Origin of the sequence: Paraplanobispora siamensis, assembly GCF_016863175.1 — a bacterium.
Taxonomy (GTDB): domain Bacteria; phylum Actinomycetota; class Actinomycetes; order Streptosporangiales; family Streptosporangiaceae; genus Planobispora; species Planobispora siamensis.
In genome coordinates, this window is the sequence record NZ_BOOJ01000059.1 from 1 (window position 1) to 14,389 (window position 14,389).

Below are 14,389 nucleotides of genomic sequence, written 5' to 3' on the forward strand. Positions count from 1 at the left end.
CGGGGGGTTCGAGCCGCCCAGCACCGGCCCTAACCGGCGACAAGGGGATGGGCCAGTGAGTGGCTACCGCCGAGCGCCTGAAGCCGGCCGGGGAGTCGTACGGCCTGGCCTCCCGCCTCGTCATCGGGAGGGCGGCCGACGGGCGGGCGCCCCGCCGGAGCAGGTGCCTCACGGGTGGGCCGGAGATGCCCGGCCCGGCGCAGCCCGGCACTCAACGGCCGGCCCGGCGCAGCCCGGTACGGGGTCACCCGGCCATGGACACGATCACGGCCAGGAGGAGTCCTGGTCCGGGTCGCCGCCCTCGGACAGGAGCTTGACGTCGGACTCCACCATCATCGCCACCAGCTCCTCGAAGGAGACCGACGGCTCCCAGCCGAGCTGGACGCGGGCCTTCTTGGGGTCGGCGCACAGCAGGTCGACCTCGGCCGGGCGGTGCAGGGCCTGGTCGCAGACCACGTACTGCTCCCAGTCGAGGCCGGCGGCGCCGAAGGCGGCCTCGACCAGCTCGCGCACCGACTGGGTGCGGCCGGTGCCGATCACGTAGTCCTCGGGGGTCTCGGCCTGGAGCATCAGGTGCATCGCGCGCACGTAGTCGCCCGCGTAGCCCCAGTCGCGGCGCGCCTCCAGGTTGCCCAGGCGCAGCTCCGAGGCCAGGCCGAGCTTGATGCGGGCCGCGCCCAGGGAGACCTTGCGGGTGACGAACTCGGCGCCGCGGCGCGGGGACTCGTGGTTGAACAGGATGCCCGAGACGGCGAACATCCCGTAGGACTCGCGGTAGTTCTGGGTCAGGAAGTGGCCGTAGGCCTTGGCCACGCCGTACGGCGAGCGGGGGTGGAAGGGAGTGGTCTCGGCCTGGGGGGTCTCGCGGACCTGGCCGAACATCTCCGAGGACGAGGCCTGGTAGAACCGGATCTGACCGGATCCGTTGGCCGTGCGGGTGGAGGAGATCCCCGAGCAGACCCGGATGGCCTCCAGCATGCGCAGCACGCCCATGCCGGTGACCTCGGCGGTGAGCTCGGCCTGCTCCCACGACATCGGCACGAACGAGATGGCGCCCAGGTTGTAGACCTCGTCCGGCTGGACCTTCTCCACGGCCGAGATCAGCGAGCCCTGGTCCAGCAGGTCGCCCCGGACGAGCTGGACGTCCTGCAGGAGCTTGCGCACCCGGGAGACGCGCGGATTGGCCTGTCCCCGTAGCAGGCCCCAGACCTCGTAGCCCTCGCTCAGCAGATGTTCGGCCAGGTAGGAACCGTCCTGTCCGGTGATGCCGGTGATCAGCGCGCGCCTGGCCAACGCGTCCTCCTCGCTCGTCGGGTGGAGCCCTACCCGAACGGTGTTCTACCCGAACAGTGTGCCGTGTGATTCGCGAATGTACCGCCCTGCCCCGATGTGAGCACCCCACCCGTCACAGCAGCGGTAGAACTTGTTCCATCAGGCGACGTCCGGCCAGGCTAACGCCGCAGTTCGCGACAGGTAGAAGTGGCATTGAGCACAATTCCACATTAGATAGGCGAGAACTACCGGATGGTAGGGTCCGAGGACTAAGGTCATCTTTCACGGTACCTGTCCTCATCCGGACAGGGTGAGGAAGGGGTTGCCGTGCCAGGTGAGCACTCGCTGCGGGTTGCGCTGCTGTCCTACCGCAGCAAGCCGACCTGCGGTGGCCAGGGCGTCTACCTGCGCCACCTCAGTCGTGAACTGGTCGCGCTCGGGCACCACGTCGAGGTGTTCTCCGGCCAGCCGTACCCCGAGCTCGACGAGGGCGTCGTCCTCAACAAGGTCCCCAGCCTGGACCTGTACCGCGACGAGGACCCCTTCAGGACCCCCCGGCTCGGCGAGTACCGCGACTGGATCGACCTGCTCGAGGTCGCGACCATGTGGACCGCCGGATTCCCCGAGCCGCTGACCTTCAGCCTGCGGGCCCGCCGCGAGCTGGCCAAGCGCGTCGGCGACTTCGACGTGGTCCAGGACAACCAGACGCTGGGGTACGGCCTGCTGGGCATCCAGAAGCTGTTCCCGGTCGTCGGCACCATCCACCACCCGATCAGCGTGGACCGGCGCATCGAGCTCAAGGCCGCGCCGCTGCGCAAGCAGTTCTCGATGCGGCGGTGGTACGGGTTCGTGCGGATGCAGGCCAAGGTCGCCCCGCGGCTGAACCCGATCCTGACCGTCAGCGAGTCCTCCCTGGCCGACATCCACCGCGACTTCAACGTGCCCCAGGCCAACATGCGGCTCATCCCGCTGGGCGTGGACACCCGTTACTTCCACCCGCGCCCGGAGCTGCCCAAGCGGCCGGGTTCGATCGTCGCCGTGGCCAGCGCCGACTCCCCGATGAAGGGCGTGGCGACGCTGCTGCGCGCGGTCGCCAAGCTCGCGACCGAGCGCGACGTCAACCTGACCGTGGTCAGCAAGCCGACCCCGGGTGGACCGACCGAGAAGCTGGTCGCCGAGCTGTCCCTGCACGACCGGGTGCGGTTCGTGCACGGCATCTCCGACGACGAACTGGGCGAGCTGATCGCCACCTCCGAGATCTCGGTCGTCCCCTCCCTCTACGAGGGCTTCTCCCTGCCGGCCGTCGAGCACATGGCCTGCGGGACCCCGCTGGTCGCCTCCAGGACCGGGGCCCTGCCCGAGGTCGTGGGCGACGCGGCGATCCAGGTCACCCCGGGCGACCCCGAGGAGCTGGCCGCCGTACTGCGCCGCCTGCACGACTCCCCCGAGGAGCGTGCGGCCGTCGGGCGCAAGGGCTACGACCGGGTGATGGAGCGCTTCACCTGGAACGTCGTCGCCCAGCGCACCGTGGAGGCCTACCGCGAGGCCATCGAGGCCCGGCGCGCAAAGTGATCACCACCACCCTCACGAGGAGCGGCACGTGCTGACTGTCGACTTCGGCCGGTTGCCCGTCGGGCCCGGCGACCGAGTTCTCGATCTTGGCTGCGGTGGCGGGAGGCACGCGTTCGAGGTGCTGCGCCGCGGCGCCGACGTGGTCGCCTTCGACATGGACGCCCAGGAGCTCGAGGGCGTGGCGAGCATGTTCACCGCGATGGACAAGGCCGGCGAGGTGCCCACGGGCGCGACGGCCGAGACCGTGACCGGGGACGCGCTCGACATGCCGTTCGAGGACGCGAGCTTCGACCGGGTGATCGCCGCCGAGGTGCTGGAGCACATCCCCGACGACATGACGGCGATGCGCGAGATCTTCCGGGTCCTCAAGCCGGGCGGCCAGGCCGCGATCACGGTGCCGAGCTTCCTGCCCGAGCGGATCTGCTGGGCGCTGGACGAGGCCTACCACACCGCCCCCGGCGGGCATGTGCGCATCTACACCCTCGCCGAGCTGAGCGCGAAGCTGAAGTCGACCGGGTTCGTCATCGGCCCGCACCACCACGCCCACGGGCTGCACGCGCCGTACTGGTGGATCAAGTGCGCGGTCGGCGTCGACAACGACGACCACCCGCTGGCCAAGGCGTACCACGAGATCCTGGTCTGGGACATCATGAAGCGCCCCGCCGCCACCCGCATCGCCGAGTCCCTGCTCAACCCGATCATCGGCAAGAGCGTGGTGCTCTACGTCCGGAAGCCCGCATGAGTCTCCCCCTCCCATGGGAGCGAACCCGACGCAGTGAGCGTAGCGGTCGGGCGAGGAACGAGGCCGCCCGCGCAGCGAATGAGGAGCGGTGAGCGACCCAATGGAATGGGACCAGATCGTCGAGACCGCCCGGAGCATCGCGGCCGTGCAGGAACCCGACGGGGGCGTCCCGTGGCCCGAGGGGCACGTGGACGCCTGGAACCACATCGAGTGCCTGATGGCGATGAGCGTGGCCGGGCTGTCCGAGCCGGTGCGCAGGGGCTACGACTGGCTGGTGCGCACCCAGCGGGCCGACGGCTCCTGGCCGATGAAGCTCGTCGGCGGCCAGGGGGTCGAGCACGGCGGGGAGTCCAACCACGCCGCCTACGTCGCCGTCGGCGTCTGGCACGAGCTGCTGGTCACCGGTGACGAGGACTTCGCCAGGCGGATGTGGCCGGTCGTCCGCTCCGCGCTGGACTTCGTGGTCGGGCTGCAGACCACCCGCGGCGAGATCGTCTGGGAGCGCGCGGCCGACGGGCGGCCGGCGCCGTACGCCCTGCTGACCGGCTGCTCCTCCGTCTACCAGGGACTGCGCTGCGGCGTGCTGCTCGGCGAGCACCTGGGCCACCCGCAGCCCGACTGGGAGCTCGCGGCCGACCAGCTCGGCCACGTGCTGACCGCCCACCCCGAGGCGTTCGCCGACAAGAGCCGCTTCTCGATGGACTGGTACTACCCCATCCTCGGCGGCGCGCTGCGCGGCCCGGCGGCCCTGGCCCGGCTGGCCGAGGAGTGGGACACCTTCGTCGAGCCCGGCCTGGGCATCCGCTGCGTCTCCGACCAGCCGTGGGTGACCGGCGCCGAGACGTGCGAGCTGGTGCTGGCGCTGGACGCGCTCGGCGACCGCGAGCGGGCGCTGAAGCTCTTCGCCGACATGCAGCACCTGCGGCACGACGACGGCTCGTACTGGACCGGCTGGCAGTTCGTGAACGAGAAGTGGTTCCCGTACGAGCGCTCGGCCTACACCGCCGCCGCCGTCATCCTGGCCGCCGACGCGCTGAGCGACCGCACCCCGGCCGCGGGCGTCTTCCGCGACGCGGGCGCGTACCGGACGGACCGCCCCACCGCCGCCTGCGGCTGCAGCCACGCCCACTCCCGCTGAGCGCGTCCCGCCCTCTCAGGAGTGCCGTACGGCCTCCGCCCGCCGGCGTTTTCCCAGCCCGGTTCCCAGCCCGGTTCCTTGTCCGGTTTCTCGGCCGGTTCCTTGCCCGGTTCTTTGCCCGGGCGGCCGGGAGCGGTGCTTGAGGGCCGGAGTACGGCTGGCTACGGTCGGCCCGTGAGCAACGCGGAGGGCACCCAGACAGTAGCTCAGCGCGACGGCGGCGAGCAGGCGCCGGCCGTCTCCGGCCCGGAGCGCACCGCATCCGAGGCCCTCGGAACGCCCGAGGCCCCCACGGCGGCGCGCCCGTCGCCCGGACCGGCCCACCCGTCGCCCGTGAGGGACCACGGAGCACCCGGACGGGGTCATGGAGCACCCGCGGGGGACCGTCAAGCATCCGGACAGCAGGACCGCCGGGCGCCCGAGGATCCCAAGGCGCCCGGAGGACAACACCGCGAGCCGTCCAAGTCCGAGCACCGGCCGGCAGATCCGGAGGCCGAGCCCGCAGAGGCGCAGGAGCGCCCCTCTCCGGCCGAGGCGGACACCGGCGGGCCCGGTCGCGCCGGAGCCCTGCGGGCGGCGCTGCGGGGGCTGAACGGCACGCTGCGCCAGGATGCGGACCGGGCCGACTTCGGCAGGCTCCGCTTCCGGCTGGGCCCCGCACGCGGGCATCTGGAGACCTCGCTCGTGGCGTTCCTCGCGGGGTTCAACGCGGTGGTCGGGGGCGAGACCGGGCGGATCGACGATCTCGACGAGGACGTGCGCGGATTCGCCTACGAGGGCGCGGGCATGGCCTGCGCGACGCTGGACCTGCTCACGATGACCGGCGGACGGCGGCTGCGGGAGCTGCTCAGCGGGCAGGGCGTGCGCTATCCGCACCTGATCCACTCCGGCGCGGGCTGCGCCTACGCCCGGATGCGGCTGCGCCCGACATGGGGCATCCGCGCCGTCCATCCGCTGCTGCGCTGGCTGGCCTTCGACGGCTTCGGCTTCCACCGGGGCGTGTTCACCGCCGACAGGACCGTGGGGCTGCAGCGCACGCCCCGGCTGATGGACCGGGCCCGCTGGGCGATCTTCGACCAGGGTCTGGGCCGGGCGCTCTGGCTGCACGAGTGCGCCGGGGTGGACGGCCTCGTGCTGCGCCTGGCCGAGTTCCCCGCCGGCCGCCGCGCCGACCTGTGGAGCGGCGTCGGCATGGCCGCGGCCTACACCGGGGGCGCGGCCCCCGACGACCTGGGACGCCTGGCCGAGGCTGCGGCCGCGGAGGGCTTCCGCGCCCACCTCGCCCAGGGCGGCGCGTTCGCCTGCGCCGTCCGGCTGATCTCCGGCGCCGTCCCGGCGCACACCGCCGCCGCGGCTCCCGTGCTGTGCGGGGCGGAGGTGGACGAGGCCGCGGGCTGGACCGACACCGCCCTCATCGCGCTGGGCCACAACGCGCACAGCGGCGAGCACTACCAGGCCTGGCGCGCCGGGATCCGCAAGGCCTGGGCCCGCCACGGCCGCGCCTCCTGAGGTCTCCCGCGCCGCCACGGCCGCACCTCCCGGAGTCGCGCCCCGCCCGGGCCGCGCCCCCTGGAATCGCCCCGCCCCGGCGCGCGGGTTCAGCCGATGCCGGGGCCGACGCGCTCCAGCACCCGCAGCGAACCTTCCTGCCTGACCTCCTTGAACGCGCCGGAGGCGAGGACCCGCCGGTAGACCCGGTACGGCGCCTGGCCGCCGTCGGCGGGGTCGGGGTAGATGTCGTGGAAGACCAGGGCGCCGCCGATCATCACGTGCGGGGCCCAGCCCTCGTAGTCCTGGGTCACCGGCTCCTCGGAGTGGCCGCCGTCGATGAACAGCATGGCCAGCGGGGTGTTCCAGAACCGGGCGACCCGCTCGGACCTGCCGACGATCGCGATGACCTCCTCCTCCAGCCCGGCGGAGGCGATCGTGGCGCGGAAGGTGGGCAGGGAGTCCATCTTGCCGAAGCGCGGGTCCACCAGGGTGGGGTCGTGGTGTGCCCAGCCCGGCTGGATCTCCTCCGAGCCCCGGTGGTGGTCCACGGTCAGGACCACCGAACCCGCCTGGCGGGCGCCGGCGCCGAGGTAGATCGCGGACTTCCCGCAGTAGGTCCCGATCTCGCAGATCGGCCCGCGCGGGCCGTACGCGACCGCCGTCTCGAACAGGGCGAGACCCTCGGCGTGGGGCATGAACCCCTTGGCCCGCTGCGCGGCGCCCAGCAGGTCGGGGGGCATGATGGCGTTGCTCATCGGAGCAGACTACCCATCCCGAACAACATTCCGTACGACCCTTGCCCGGCCTTATGGAACGTGTTCTACTTTGCACCGTGAACCAGCGCGCCCGCATCGTGATGTCCGACGACGAAGTCACCGCCTTCATCGGTGAGTCGCGGAAGCTCCAGCTCGGCACGATCAATCCGGACGGCACACCCCACCTGGTGACCATGTTCTACGGGGTGGCCGACGGAAAGATCGCATTCTGGACCTACGGCAAGGCCCAGAAGACGCGCAACATCGAGCGGGACGCCCGGGTGAGCTGCTTGATCGAGGCCGGGGAGGACTACTCCGACCTGCGCGGGGTCCTGGTGTACGGCGTGGCGCGCAGGATCGACGATCCCGCGGGCATCCTCGACGTCGGCATGAACGTGGCGAGACGGATGGCGGGCATGCCGGACTCCGACGAGCTCCTGACCGAGTACGTCACCTACACCGGCCGCAAGCGGGTCGCCTTCGTGGTGGAGCCGACTCGGGTGATCTCCTGGGATCACCGTAAGCTCGCCACTCAGGTCCAGCCCGGTTGAGGAGGCTCACATGAAAGTCAAAGTCGACTACCTGGTCTGCGAGGCCAACGCCGTCTGCACGGGTCTCGCTCCGGAGGTCTTCGAGCTCGACGACGACGACCAGCTGCACCTGCTGCTGCCTGAGCCGCCGCCCGAGATGATGGACCGCGTGCGGCACGCCGTCCGGTCCTGCCCCAAAGCCGCCCTCTCCCTGGAGGAGAACTAGAAGGGACCCCCCATGCGTGGTGCGCTTCTGCATGCCGTCGGCGACGACAAGCTCGACATCCGCGATGATTTCACCCTTGCCCCCATGGGCCCGACCGACGTCCGGATCAAGGTCAGGGCGACCGGTGTGTGTCACTCGGACCTGTCGGTGCTCAACGGCGTGCTGCCCATGCCCCTGCCGGTGATCCCCGGCCACGAGGGAGCCGGAGAGGTCCTCGAGGTCGGTGACCACGTGACCGGGCTCCAGCCGGGTGACCACGTCATCCTCAACTGGACGCCGGCGTGCGGTTCCTGCCCGAACTGCCTGGTGGGCCAGCCGTTCCTGTGCATGACCTACGTCATGGACAGCTTCGTCAACGCCCGCTTCCGGTTCGGCGGCGACACCCCCGCCTTCGGCATGGCCGGGTGCGGCACCTGGAGCGAGGAGATCATCGTGCCCTGGCAGGGCGCGATCAAGGTCGATCCGGAGGTGCCGTTCGAGGCGGCGGCGCTGATCGGCTGCGGCATCACCACCGGTGTCGGCGCGGCGCTCAACACCGCCAAGGTCCGCCCCGGCTCGACCGTGGCCGTGGTCGGCGCCGGCGGCATCGGCCTGTCGATCATCCAGGGCGCCCGGATCTCCGGCGCGACCACGATCCTGGCGATCGACCCGCTGGAGTCCAAGCACGAGCTGGCCAAGAAGGTGGGCGCGACCCACGCGATCACGCCCGACCAGCTCATGGACGCGCTCGGCACGCTGACCGGCGGCAAGGGCTTCGACTACGGCTTCGAGGCCGTGGGCAAGTCCGCGGCCATCATGACCGCCTGGCAGGCGACCCGCCGCGGCGGCGACGTGGTCATCGTCGGTGCGGGCGCCATGGACGACACCGTCCCGCTGACGGCCTTCCAGCTGCTGTTCGAGGGCAAGAACATCCTCAGCTCGCTGTACGGCGGGTCGGACGTCCGGCGGGACTTCCCGTTCTTCGCCGAGCTGTACAAGGCCGGGAAGCTCGATCTGGAGAGCATGATCAGTGCGCGGATCAAGCTCGCCGACCTCAACGACGCCGTGACGGCGCTGCGCAACGGCGAGGTTCTGCGTCAGGTCGTCGTCATGGACTGACGCGCGAGATACCGCCGGGCGGCCTGTACGGGTGGCCATCCGCCCGCGTCGGCATCCTCGCGTCCCGTACGGCCCGCGGATCCCGGATGACGGGCCCGCGGGCCGTACCCGACCGGCCGCCCCCCCGGCTGCTCCGGCCGGTCGCTTCCGGGAAGTCAGCCCCGGAGGTCAGCCCCGGTAGTCGCGCGGCGCCATCCCGTAGGCCCGGCGGAAGGCGCGGCTGAAGGAAGTGGCGTCGGCGAACCCCCAGCGGGCGGCGATCACGCCCACCCGGCCGGCCCGCGGATCCGCCGACAGCTCCCTGCGGCAGCGCTCCAGACGGCGGGCCCGCACGTGCGCGGCCACCGTCGTCCCCGCCGCCTGGAAGATCCGGTGGAGCTGGCGCACCGAGACGTGGTGGGCCCCGGCGATCACCGCCGGGGACAGGTCGGGGCGGTGCAGGTTCCGCTCGATCCAGTCCTCGATCAGCCCGAACAGCTCGGCGTGCGGGCCCGCCACCGGGGGCAGGCCGTCCAGCCGCTCCCGCATCGCCCCGGTCACCACGTTGACCAGCGCCTCCCCGACATGCGCGCCGTGCGGTCCCTCCGCGGCGTCGCCGTCGTCGGCCAGCGCGCTCAGGAACGACACGGCCAGCCTGCCCGGCCCCTGCCTGCTGCCCAGCACCGTGCCCACCAGGTCCGACACGTGGGCGGGCGGCAGCGGGATCATCGACCGGGGGATCGTGAGGGCCAGCAGGCGATGGTCCTCCAGCGCGAACCGGATCGGGCGGGCCAGGTCGTAGAGCACCAGGTCCCCGGCGCCGACCACGGCGTGCCTGCCCGCCTGCTCGACCACGCCCGATCCCCGCAGCACCAGGGAGAGCTTGTAGTGCTCCCGGCCGTCCCGCACGACGTGCCGCGCGGCCCGGCTGACCACGTGGGCCGGGGCGCGCACGTCGCTCACCTGGACCGGGCCGAGGGTGCGGCCGACGATCCGGCCGGCGAACCCCGCGCGGGCCTCCTCGGCCCGCAGCTCCAGCGGGCCGAAGGCCTGCGACACCAGGTGCCGCCAGAACGCGGCCTGATCCTCGGCCGGCTGTCCCGCCGTGCTGACGAACGTGGGCATGGCCGTCTCCTCGTCACGATGACGGCCCCAGCCTCCCCTCGCGGACGGACCCGGCGGAAATCCCATCCACGTCGTCGGCACCGTGTTATGCCCGCCCACCGCATCCGCCCACTTGGCGCTCCGGGCCGGGAGCCTGGCACGCGCGGCCAAGTCTCGGGCGGAGGGCGTGGATATACACGTCAGGACGGAACGGGCCGTGCCGATCCCCAGCGCGGCCGGCCGCCGCTGTCCGAAGGAGAGCACACGCATGCCCGAGAACTCTCATATGCCCGGCGAGACACCCGGCCTCAGCCGTAAGCAGTTCATCACCGCGGTCGGGGTGGGCGCCCTCGCCGTCCCGGCCGTGGCGGGAGCCACCGCGAACGCCTCGTCCGCCCCGCCCGGGAACGAGCTGCTGGCCTGCACCCCCGGCAGGACCACCGTCGCGCAGACGGAGGGGCCGTACTTCAAGCCCAACTCCCCCCGGCGCGACGACCTGACCGCCGGGGTGTCCGGCGTCCGCCTGGTCGTCACCGGCCACGTCTTCGACCGCGCCTGCCGCCCGCTGGACCGGGTGCTGATGGACTTCTGGCAGGCCGACGCCATGGGCGCCTACGACAACACCGGCTACCGGCTGCGCGGTCACCTGTACACCGGCGCCGACGGGTCCTACCGGCTGACCACCGTCGTCCCCGGCCTCTATCCCGGCCGGACCCGGCACATCCACGTCAAGCTCCAGGCCCCGGGCCAGCCGCGGATCCTGACCACGCAGCTGTACTTCCCGGGTGAGCCGCGCAACAGCACCGACACGATCTACGACCCGTCGCTGCTGATGAACGTGCGCACGGTCGGCTCCGGGCGGGAGGGGACGTTCGACTTCGTTCTCGACGTCGCCGGCACGGGCACGCCCTCACCGACGCCGACGCCCACCGGAGAGGGCGGCACCTGGCGGGCCGGGGCCTTCTACGCGGCCGGAGCCCAGGTCACCTACGGCGGCGCGGCCTACCGGTGCCTTCAGGCGCACACGTCGGCGGCCGGGTGGGAGCCCCCGAACGTCCCCGCCCTGTGGCAGCGCGTCTGACCTCCGGATCCCGCCGCCCGGCGCCTACTCGGACGGCGGGACGTCCGGCGTCCCCCTTGCAGGATCTCCCCCTGCACGATCTCCCCCTGCACGATCTCCCCCTGCACGATCTCCCTCGTACGGCCTCGGCCTCGGCCCTTCAGTGCCCGGAAGCGTTCACTCCCCGCCGAACGCGGCGTCGAAGGCCGCCGCCGGGGGCGTGATGGCGTTCAGCCTCCTGACGAACTGCAGCGCCTCCGGGGCGCCGTCGAGACGGTCCATCCCCGCGTCCTCCCACTCGATGGAGATGGGACCGTCGTAGCCGATGGAGTTCAGCGCGCGGAAGCAGTCCTCCCACGGCACGTCGCCGTGCCCGGTCGAGACGAAGTCCCAGCCGCGCCGCATGTCGGCCCAGGCCAGGTGGGAGGCGAGCCGCCCGCGCCGGCCGTCGCCGCAGCGCACCTTGGAGTCCTTGCAGTCCACGTGGTAGATCCGGTCGGCGAAGTCGAGGATGAACCCGACCGGGTCGAGGTCCTGCCAGACCATGTGGGAGGGGTCCCAGTTCAGCCCGAACGCCTCCCTGCGCCCGATCGCCTCCAGCGTCCGCACCGTCGTGTGGTAGTCGTAGGCGATCTCGCTCGGGTGCACCTCGTGCGCGAAGCGCACGCCGACCTCGTCGAACACGTCCAGGATCGGGTTCCACCGGTCGGCGAAGTCCTGGTAGCCGGCGTCGATCATCGAAGCCGGCACCGGCGGGAACATCGCGACCGTGTGCCAGATCGACGAGCCGGTGAACCCCACGACGGTGTCCACGCCCAGCTTGGCCGCGGCCCTGGCGGTGTCCTTCATCTCCTCGGCCGCCGCCCGCCGTACCTCCTCGGCGTCCCCGGAGCCCCAGATCCGGGCGGGGAGGATCCCCTTGTGCCGCTCGTCGATCGGGTGGTCGCAGACCGCCTGCCCGACGAGGTGGTTGGAGATCGTCCACACCTTCAGGTTGTGCTTGGCCAGCACCTCCAGCTTCCGCTCGACGTAGGAGTCGTCGGCCAGGGCCTTGTCGACCTCGAAGTGATCGCCCCAGCAGGCGATCTCCAGACCGTCGTAGCCCCACTCGGCGGCCAGCCGGCAGACCTCCTCGAACGGGAGGTCCGCCCACTGGCCCGTGAACAACGTGATCGGCCTGCTCATCACACCACCGTCCAGCGGCTCTCGTCGGCCGCGCTCGCCTCGACCGCCGCCAGGACCCGCTGCACCCGCAGACCGTCCTCGAAGGACGGCGACGGGGCGGTCCCGGCGGCAACCGCCTCCAGGAAGTCCTTCACCTCGTGGGTGAAGGTGTGCTCGTACCCCAGCCCGTGCCCCGGTGGCCACCAGGCCCCCGCGTACGGGTGGCCGGGCTCGGTGACGATGATCCGGCGGAAGCCCGCCTCGTCCCCGTCGAGCGTGTGGTCGTGGAACCACAGCTCGTTCATCGCCTCGAAGTCGAAGGCCAGGCTCCCCTTAGAGCCGTTGATCTCGATCCGCAGCGCGTTCTTGCGCCCCGCGGCGAACCGGGTCGCCTCGAAGGAGGCCAGCGCTCCTCCCTCGAAGCGCCCGATGAACAGCGCGGCGTCGTCGACGTCGACCGTCCCCTTCTCCCCGGTACGGCTCTCGCCGGCCAGCCCGGCCGATCCCTCGGCCAGGGGGCGCTCCTTGACGAAGGTCTCGGTGAGGGCCGAGACGCCCGTCAGGTTCTGCCCGGTGACGAACTGGGCGGTGTCCACGATGTGCGCCCCGATGTCGCCGAGCGCGCCCGAGCCCGCCTTGTCCTTGCGCAGCCGCCAGACCAGCGGGAACTCCGGATCGACGATCCAGTCCTGCAGGTACTGGGCCCGCACGTGGCGCAGCTCGCCCAGCCGGCCCTCGGCCACCAGCCGGCGGGCCAGGGCGATGGCCGGGACGCGGCGGTAGTTGAAGGCGACCATGGCCTGCACGCCCCGCTCCGCCGCCTCGCGCGCCGCCTCGGCCATCGCCTCCGCCTCGGCGACGGTGTTGGCCAGCGGCTTCTCGCACAGGACGTGCTTGCCCGCGGCGAGCGCGGCGACGGCGATCTCGGCGTGCGAGTCGCCGGGCGTGCAGATGTCCACGATCTGCACGTCGTCGCGTTTGACGAGCTGCTTCCAGTCCGTCTCGGCCGCGGCCCAGCCGAGCTCGCGGGCGGCCTGCGCCGTGCGATCCGGCGAACGGCCGCACAGCGCCGCCATGGACGGTACGACCGGCAGGTCGAAGAACGCGGAGACGCTCCGCCACGCCTGGGAGTGCGCGCGTCCCATGAAGGCGTGCCCGACCATGCCCACCCCGATGACCGGCTTCACGATTCGAACCCCAGCGGCAGGTACTGGGCGACGTTGTCCTTGGTGATGGTCTCCGAGGCCAGGGTGATCGACTGCGGCACCTGGTTCTCCACCAGGTCGCTCATGCCCTTGCCCTGAGCGATGAGCCGGCCGAGCCGGACGGCAGAGGAGGCCATCGTCGGGCTGTAGGTCACCGTGGCCTCCAGCACGCTGTTGCCGGACTGGATCTCGCGCATCGCGTTGGCCGAGCCCGCGCCGCCGACCATGAAGAACTCGTTGCGGCCCGCCTCCTTGATCGCGGCCAGCACGCCGACGCCCTGGTCGTCGTCGTGGTTCCACATGGCGTCGATCTTCTTGTGCGCCTGCAGCAGGTTGCTAGCGACCTCGTTGCCGGTCTCCACCGTGAACTGGGCGTCCTGCTGGGCCGTCACGCTGAAGCCGTAGGTCTTCAGCGCGTCGGCGAAGCCCTTGCTGCGGTCCTGGGTGAGCGGGAGCGTCGCGATGCCCTGGATCTCCACGATCACCGGGTTGGACACGCCCTTGTCCTTGAGCTTCTTGCCGATGTAGTGCCCGGCCGCTACTCCCATGCCGTAGTTGTCCCCGCCGATCCAGGTCCGGTAGGAGAGCTTGTCGGGGAAGATCCGGTCGAGGTTCACCACGGGGATGCCCGCTTCGGTGGCCTGGCGGGCGACCTGGTTGAGCTGCTGACCGTCGTTGGGCAGGATCACCAGGACGCCGACCTTGGCCGCGATGAGCGACTCGACCGCCGAGATCTGCGCGTTGATGTCGTTGGTCGGCTCGACCGGCTTGAACTCCACGTCGCTGTACTGCTTGGCGGTGGCCTCGGCGTTCTTGGCGATCGCGGCGATCCAGCCGTGGTCGGCCGCCGGGGCGGAGAAGCCCATGGTGATCTGCTTGCCCGGCTGGTCGTTGTCGCTTCCCGCCGCCGGCGGGCTGGCGGGCTGCGTTCCCGCGGCGGTGGGCTGGGCGGCCGGCTCGTTGCTCGTGCAGGCGGTGACCAGGGCCCCCGCCCCGATGACGGCGCCGCCGACGAGGAATCCCCGACGGGCGAGTGGGTTGGACATTGCCGTG

Annotated in this window: 14 protein-coding genes; 8 read left to right on the forward strand and 6 right to left on the reverse strand. The window is 71.7% G+C overall.

The genetic code is table 11. From position 1 onward, the window contains the following. Positions 1–264 precede the first annotated feature (264 nt). The gene (locus Psi01_RS33285) at positions 265–1,293 is read right to left on the reverse strand and encodes a GDP-mannose 4,6-dehydratase (protein ID WP_204068118.1); all 1,029 of its coding nucleotides are present in this window, start codon (positions 1,291–1,293) and stop codon (positions 265–267) included. Positions 1,294–1,599: 306 nt separating this feature from the next. Here Psi01_RS33285 and Psi01_RS33290 point away from each other — a divergent pair, with 306 nt between their 5' ends. The 4 genes from Psi01_RS33290 (at position 1,600) to Psi01_RS33305 (ending at position 6,233) form a co-directional block, all read left to right on the forward strand. Further along, complete coding sequence (locus Psi01_RS33290) at positions 1,600–2,844, forward strand: glycosyltransferase family 4 protein (RefSeq protein WP_204068119.1); 1,245 nt, start codon at positions 1,600–1,602, stop codon at positions 2,842–2,844. A 28-nt stretch (positions 2,845–2,872) separates the two neighbouring features. Further along, a complete protein-coding gene (locus Psi01_RS33295) occupies positions 2,873–3,586 on the forward strand; it encodes a class I SAM-dependent methyltransferase (RefSeq protein ID WP_204068120.1) in 714 nt (237 codons plus the stop codon). A gap of 100 nt (positions 3,587–3,686) precedes the next feature. After that, positions 3,687–4,724 (forward strand): prenyltransferase, encoded by a 1,038-nt coding sequence (locus tag Psi01_RS33300; RefSeq protein ID WP_204068184.1) that lies wholly within the window; start codon positions 3,687–3,689, stop codon positions 4,722–4,724. 174 nt (positions 4,725–4,898) lie between these two features. After that, complete coding sequence (locus Psi01_RS33305; RefSeq protein WP_204068121.1) at positions 4,899–6,233, forward strand: DUF1702 family protein; 1,335 nt, start codon at positions 4,899–4,901, stop codon at positions 6,231–6,233. 89 nt (positions 6,234–6,322) lie between these two features. Here the strand turns inward: Psi01_RS33305 and Psi01_RS33310 are convergent, their stop codons facing one another. Further along, complete coding sequence (locus tag Psi01_RS33310) at positions 6,323–6,970, reverse strand: class I SAM-dependent methyltransferase (protein ID WP_204068122.1); 648 nt, start codon at positions 6,968–6,970, stop codon at positions 6,323–6,325. Between the two features lie 77 nt (positions 6,971–7,047). On the opposite strand from Psi01_RS33310, the gene Psi01_RS33315 reads away from it, so the two are divergent. From Psi01_RS33315 to Psi01_RS33325, 3 genes are read left to right on the forward strand one after another with little or no spacing between them, the layout of a single operon-like run. Then, entirely contained in the window at positions 7,048–7,521 is a 474-nt protein-coding gene (locus tag Psi01_RS33315) for a pyridoxamine 5'-phosphate oxidase family protein (protein ID WP_204068123.1), read from the forward strand. Positions 7,522–7,531: 10 nt separating this feature from the next. Further along, positions 7,532–7,726, forward strand: a complete 195-nt coding sequence (locus Psi01_RS33320) for a ferredoxin (RefSeq protein WP_203876987.1) — start codon at positions 7,532–7,534, stop codon at positions 7,724–7,726. Positions 7,727–7,738: 12 nt separating this feature from the next. Then, positions 7,739–8,824: an alcohol dehydrogenase catalytic domain-containing protein gene (locus Psi01_RS33325; RefSeq protein WP_204068124.1), complete on the forward strand. Its 1,086-nt coding sequence runs from the start codon at positions 7,739–7,741 to the stop codon at positions 8,822–8,824. A gap of 168 nt (positions 8,825–8,992) precedes the next feature. Here Psi01_RS33325 and Psi01_RS33330 read toward each other — a convergent pair whose 3' ends face one another. Beyond that, the gene (locus Psi01_RS33330; RefSeq protein WP_204068125.1) at positions 8,993–9,928 is read right to left on the reverse strand and encodes an AraC-like ligand-binding domain-containing protein; all 936 of its coding nucleotides are present in this window, start codon (positions 9,926–9,928) and stop codon (positions 8,993–8,995) included. 247 nt (positions 9,929–10,175) lie between these two features. On the opposite strand from Psi01_RS33330, the gene Psi01_RS33335 reads away from it, so the two are divergent. After that, entirely contained in the window at positions 10,176–10,988 is an 813-nt protein-coding gene (locus Psi01_RS33335; RefSeq protein WP_239128214.1) for a dioxygenase family protein, read from the forward strand. 156 nt (positions 10,989–11,144) lie between these two features. On the opposite strand, the gene Psi01_RS33340 is transcribed toward Psi01_RS33335, so the two are convergent. From Psi01_RS33340 to Psi01_RS33350, 3 genes are read right to left on the reverse strand one after another with little or no spacing between them, the layout of a single operon-like run. Further along, complete coding sequence (locus Psi01_RS33340; protein ID WP_204068126.1) at positions 11,145–12,152, reverse strand: sugar phosphate isomerase/epimerase family protein; 1,008 nt, start codon at positions 12,150–12,152, stop codon at positions 11,145–11,147. Then, positions 12,152–13,318 (reverse strand): Gfo/Idh/MocA family protein, encoded by a 1,167-nt coding sequence (locus Psi01_RS33345; protein ID WP_239128215.1) that lies wholly within the window; start codon positions 13,316–13,318, stop codon positions 12,152–12,154. Before Psi01_RS33345 ends, Psi01_RS33340 begins: the two co-directional genes overlap by 1 nt. Further along, on the reverse strand, positions 13,315–14,382 hold the full coding sequence (locus tag Psi01_RS33350; RefSeq protein WP_204068127.1) for an ABC transporter substrate-binding protein: 1,068 nt from the start codon (positions 14,380–14,382) through the stop codon (positions 13,315–13,317). The genes Psi01_RS33345 and Psi01_RS33350 overlap by 4 nt, the downstream gene beginning before the upstream one ends. Between the last annotated feature and the right edge of the window lie 7 nt (positions 14,383–14,389).

Coding starts and splice junctions, on each gene's coding strand:
- Psi01_RS33300 (WP_204068184.1), top strand. CDS start 3,687: ATGGAATGGGACCAGATCGTCGAGACCGCCCGGAGCATCGCGGCCGTG.
- Psi01_RS33310 (WP_204068122.1), bottom strand. CDS start 6,970: ATGAGCAACGCCATCATGCCCCCCGACCTGCTGGGCGCCGCGCAGCGG.
- Psi01_RS33320 (WP_203876987.1), top strand. CDS start 7,532: ATGAAAGTCAAAGTCGACTACCTGGTCTGCGAGGCCAACGCCGTCTGC.
- Psi01_RS33325 (WP_204068124.1), top strand. CDS start 7,739: ATGCGTGGTGCGCTTCTGCATGCCGTCGGCGACGACAAGCTCGACATC.
- Psi01_RS33330 (WP_204068125.1), bottom strand. CDS start 9,928: ATGCCCACGTTCGTCAGCACGGCGGGACAGCCGGCCGAGGATCAGGCC.
- Psi01_RS33335 (WP_239128214.1), top strand. CDS start 10,176: ATGCCCGAGAACTCTCATATGCCCGGCGAGACACCCGGCCTCAGCCGT.
- Psi01_RS33340 (WP_204068126.1), bottom strand. CDS start 12,152: ATGAGCAGGCCGATCACGTTGTTCACGGGCCAGTGGGCGGACCTCCCG.
- Psi01_RS33350 (WP_204068127.1), bottom strand. CDS start 14,382: ATGTCCAACCCACTCGCCCGTCGGGGATTCCTCGTCGGCGGCGCCGTC.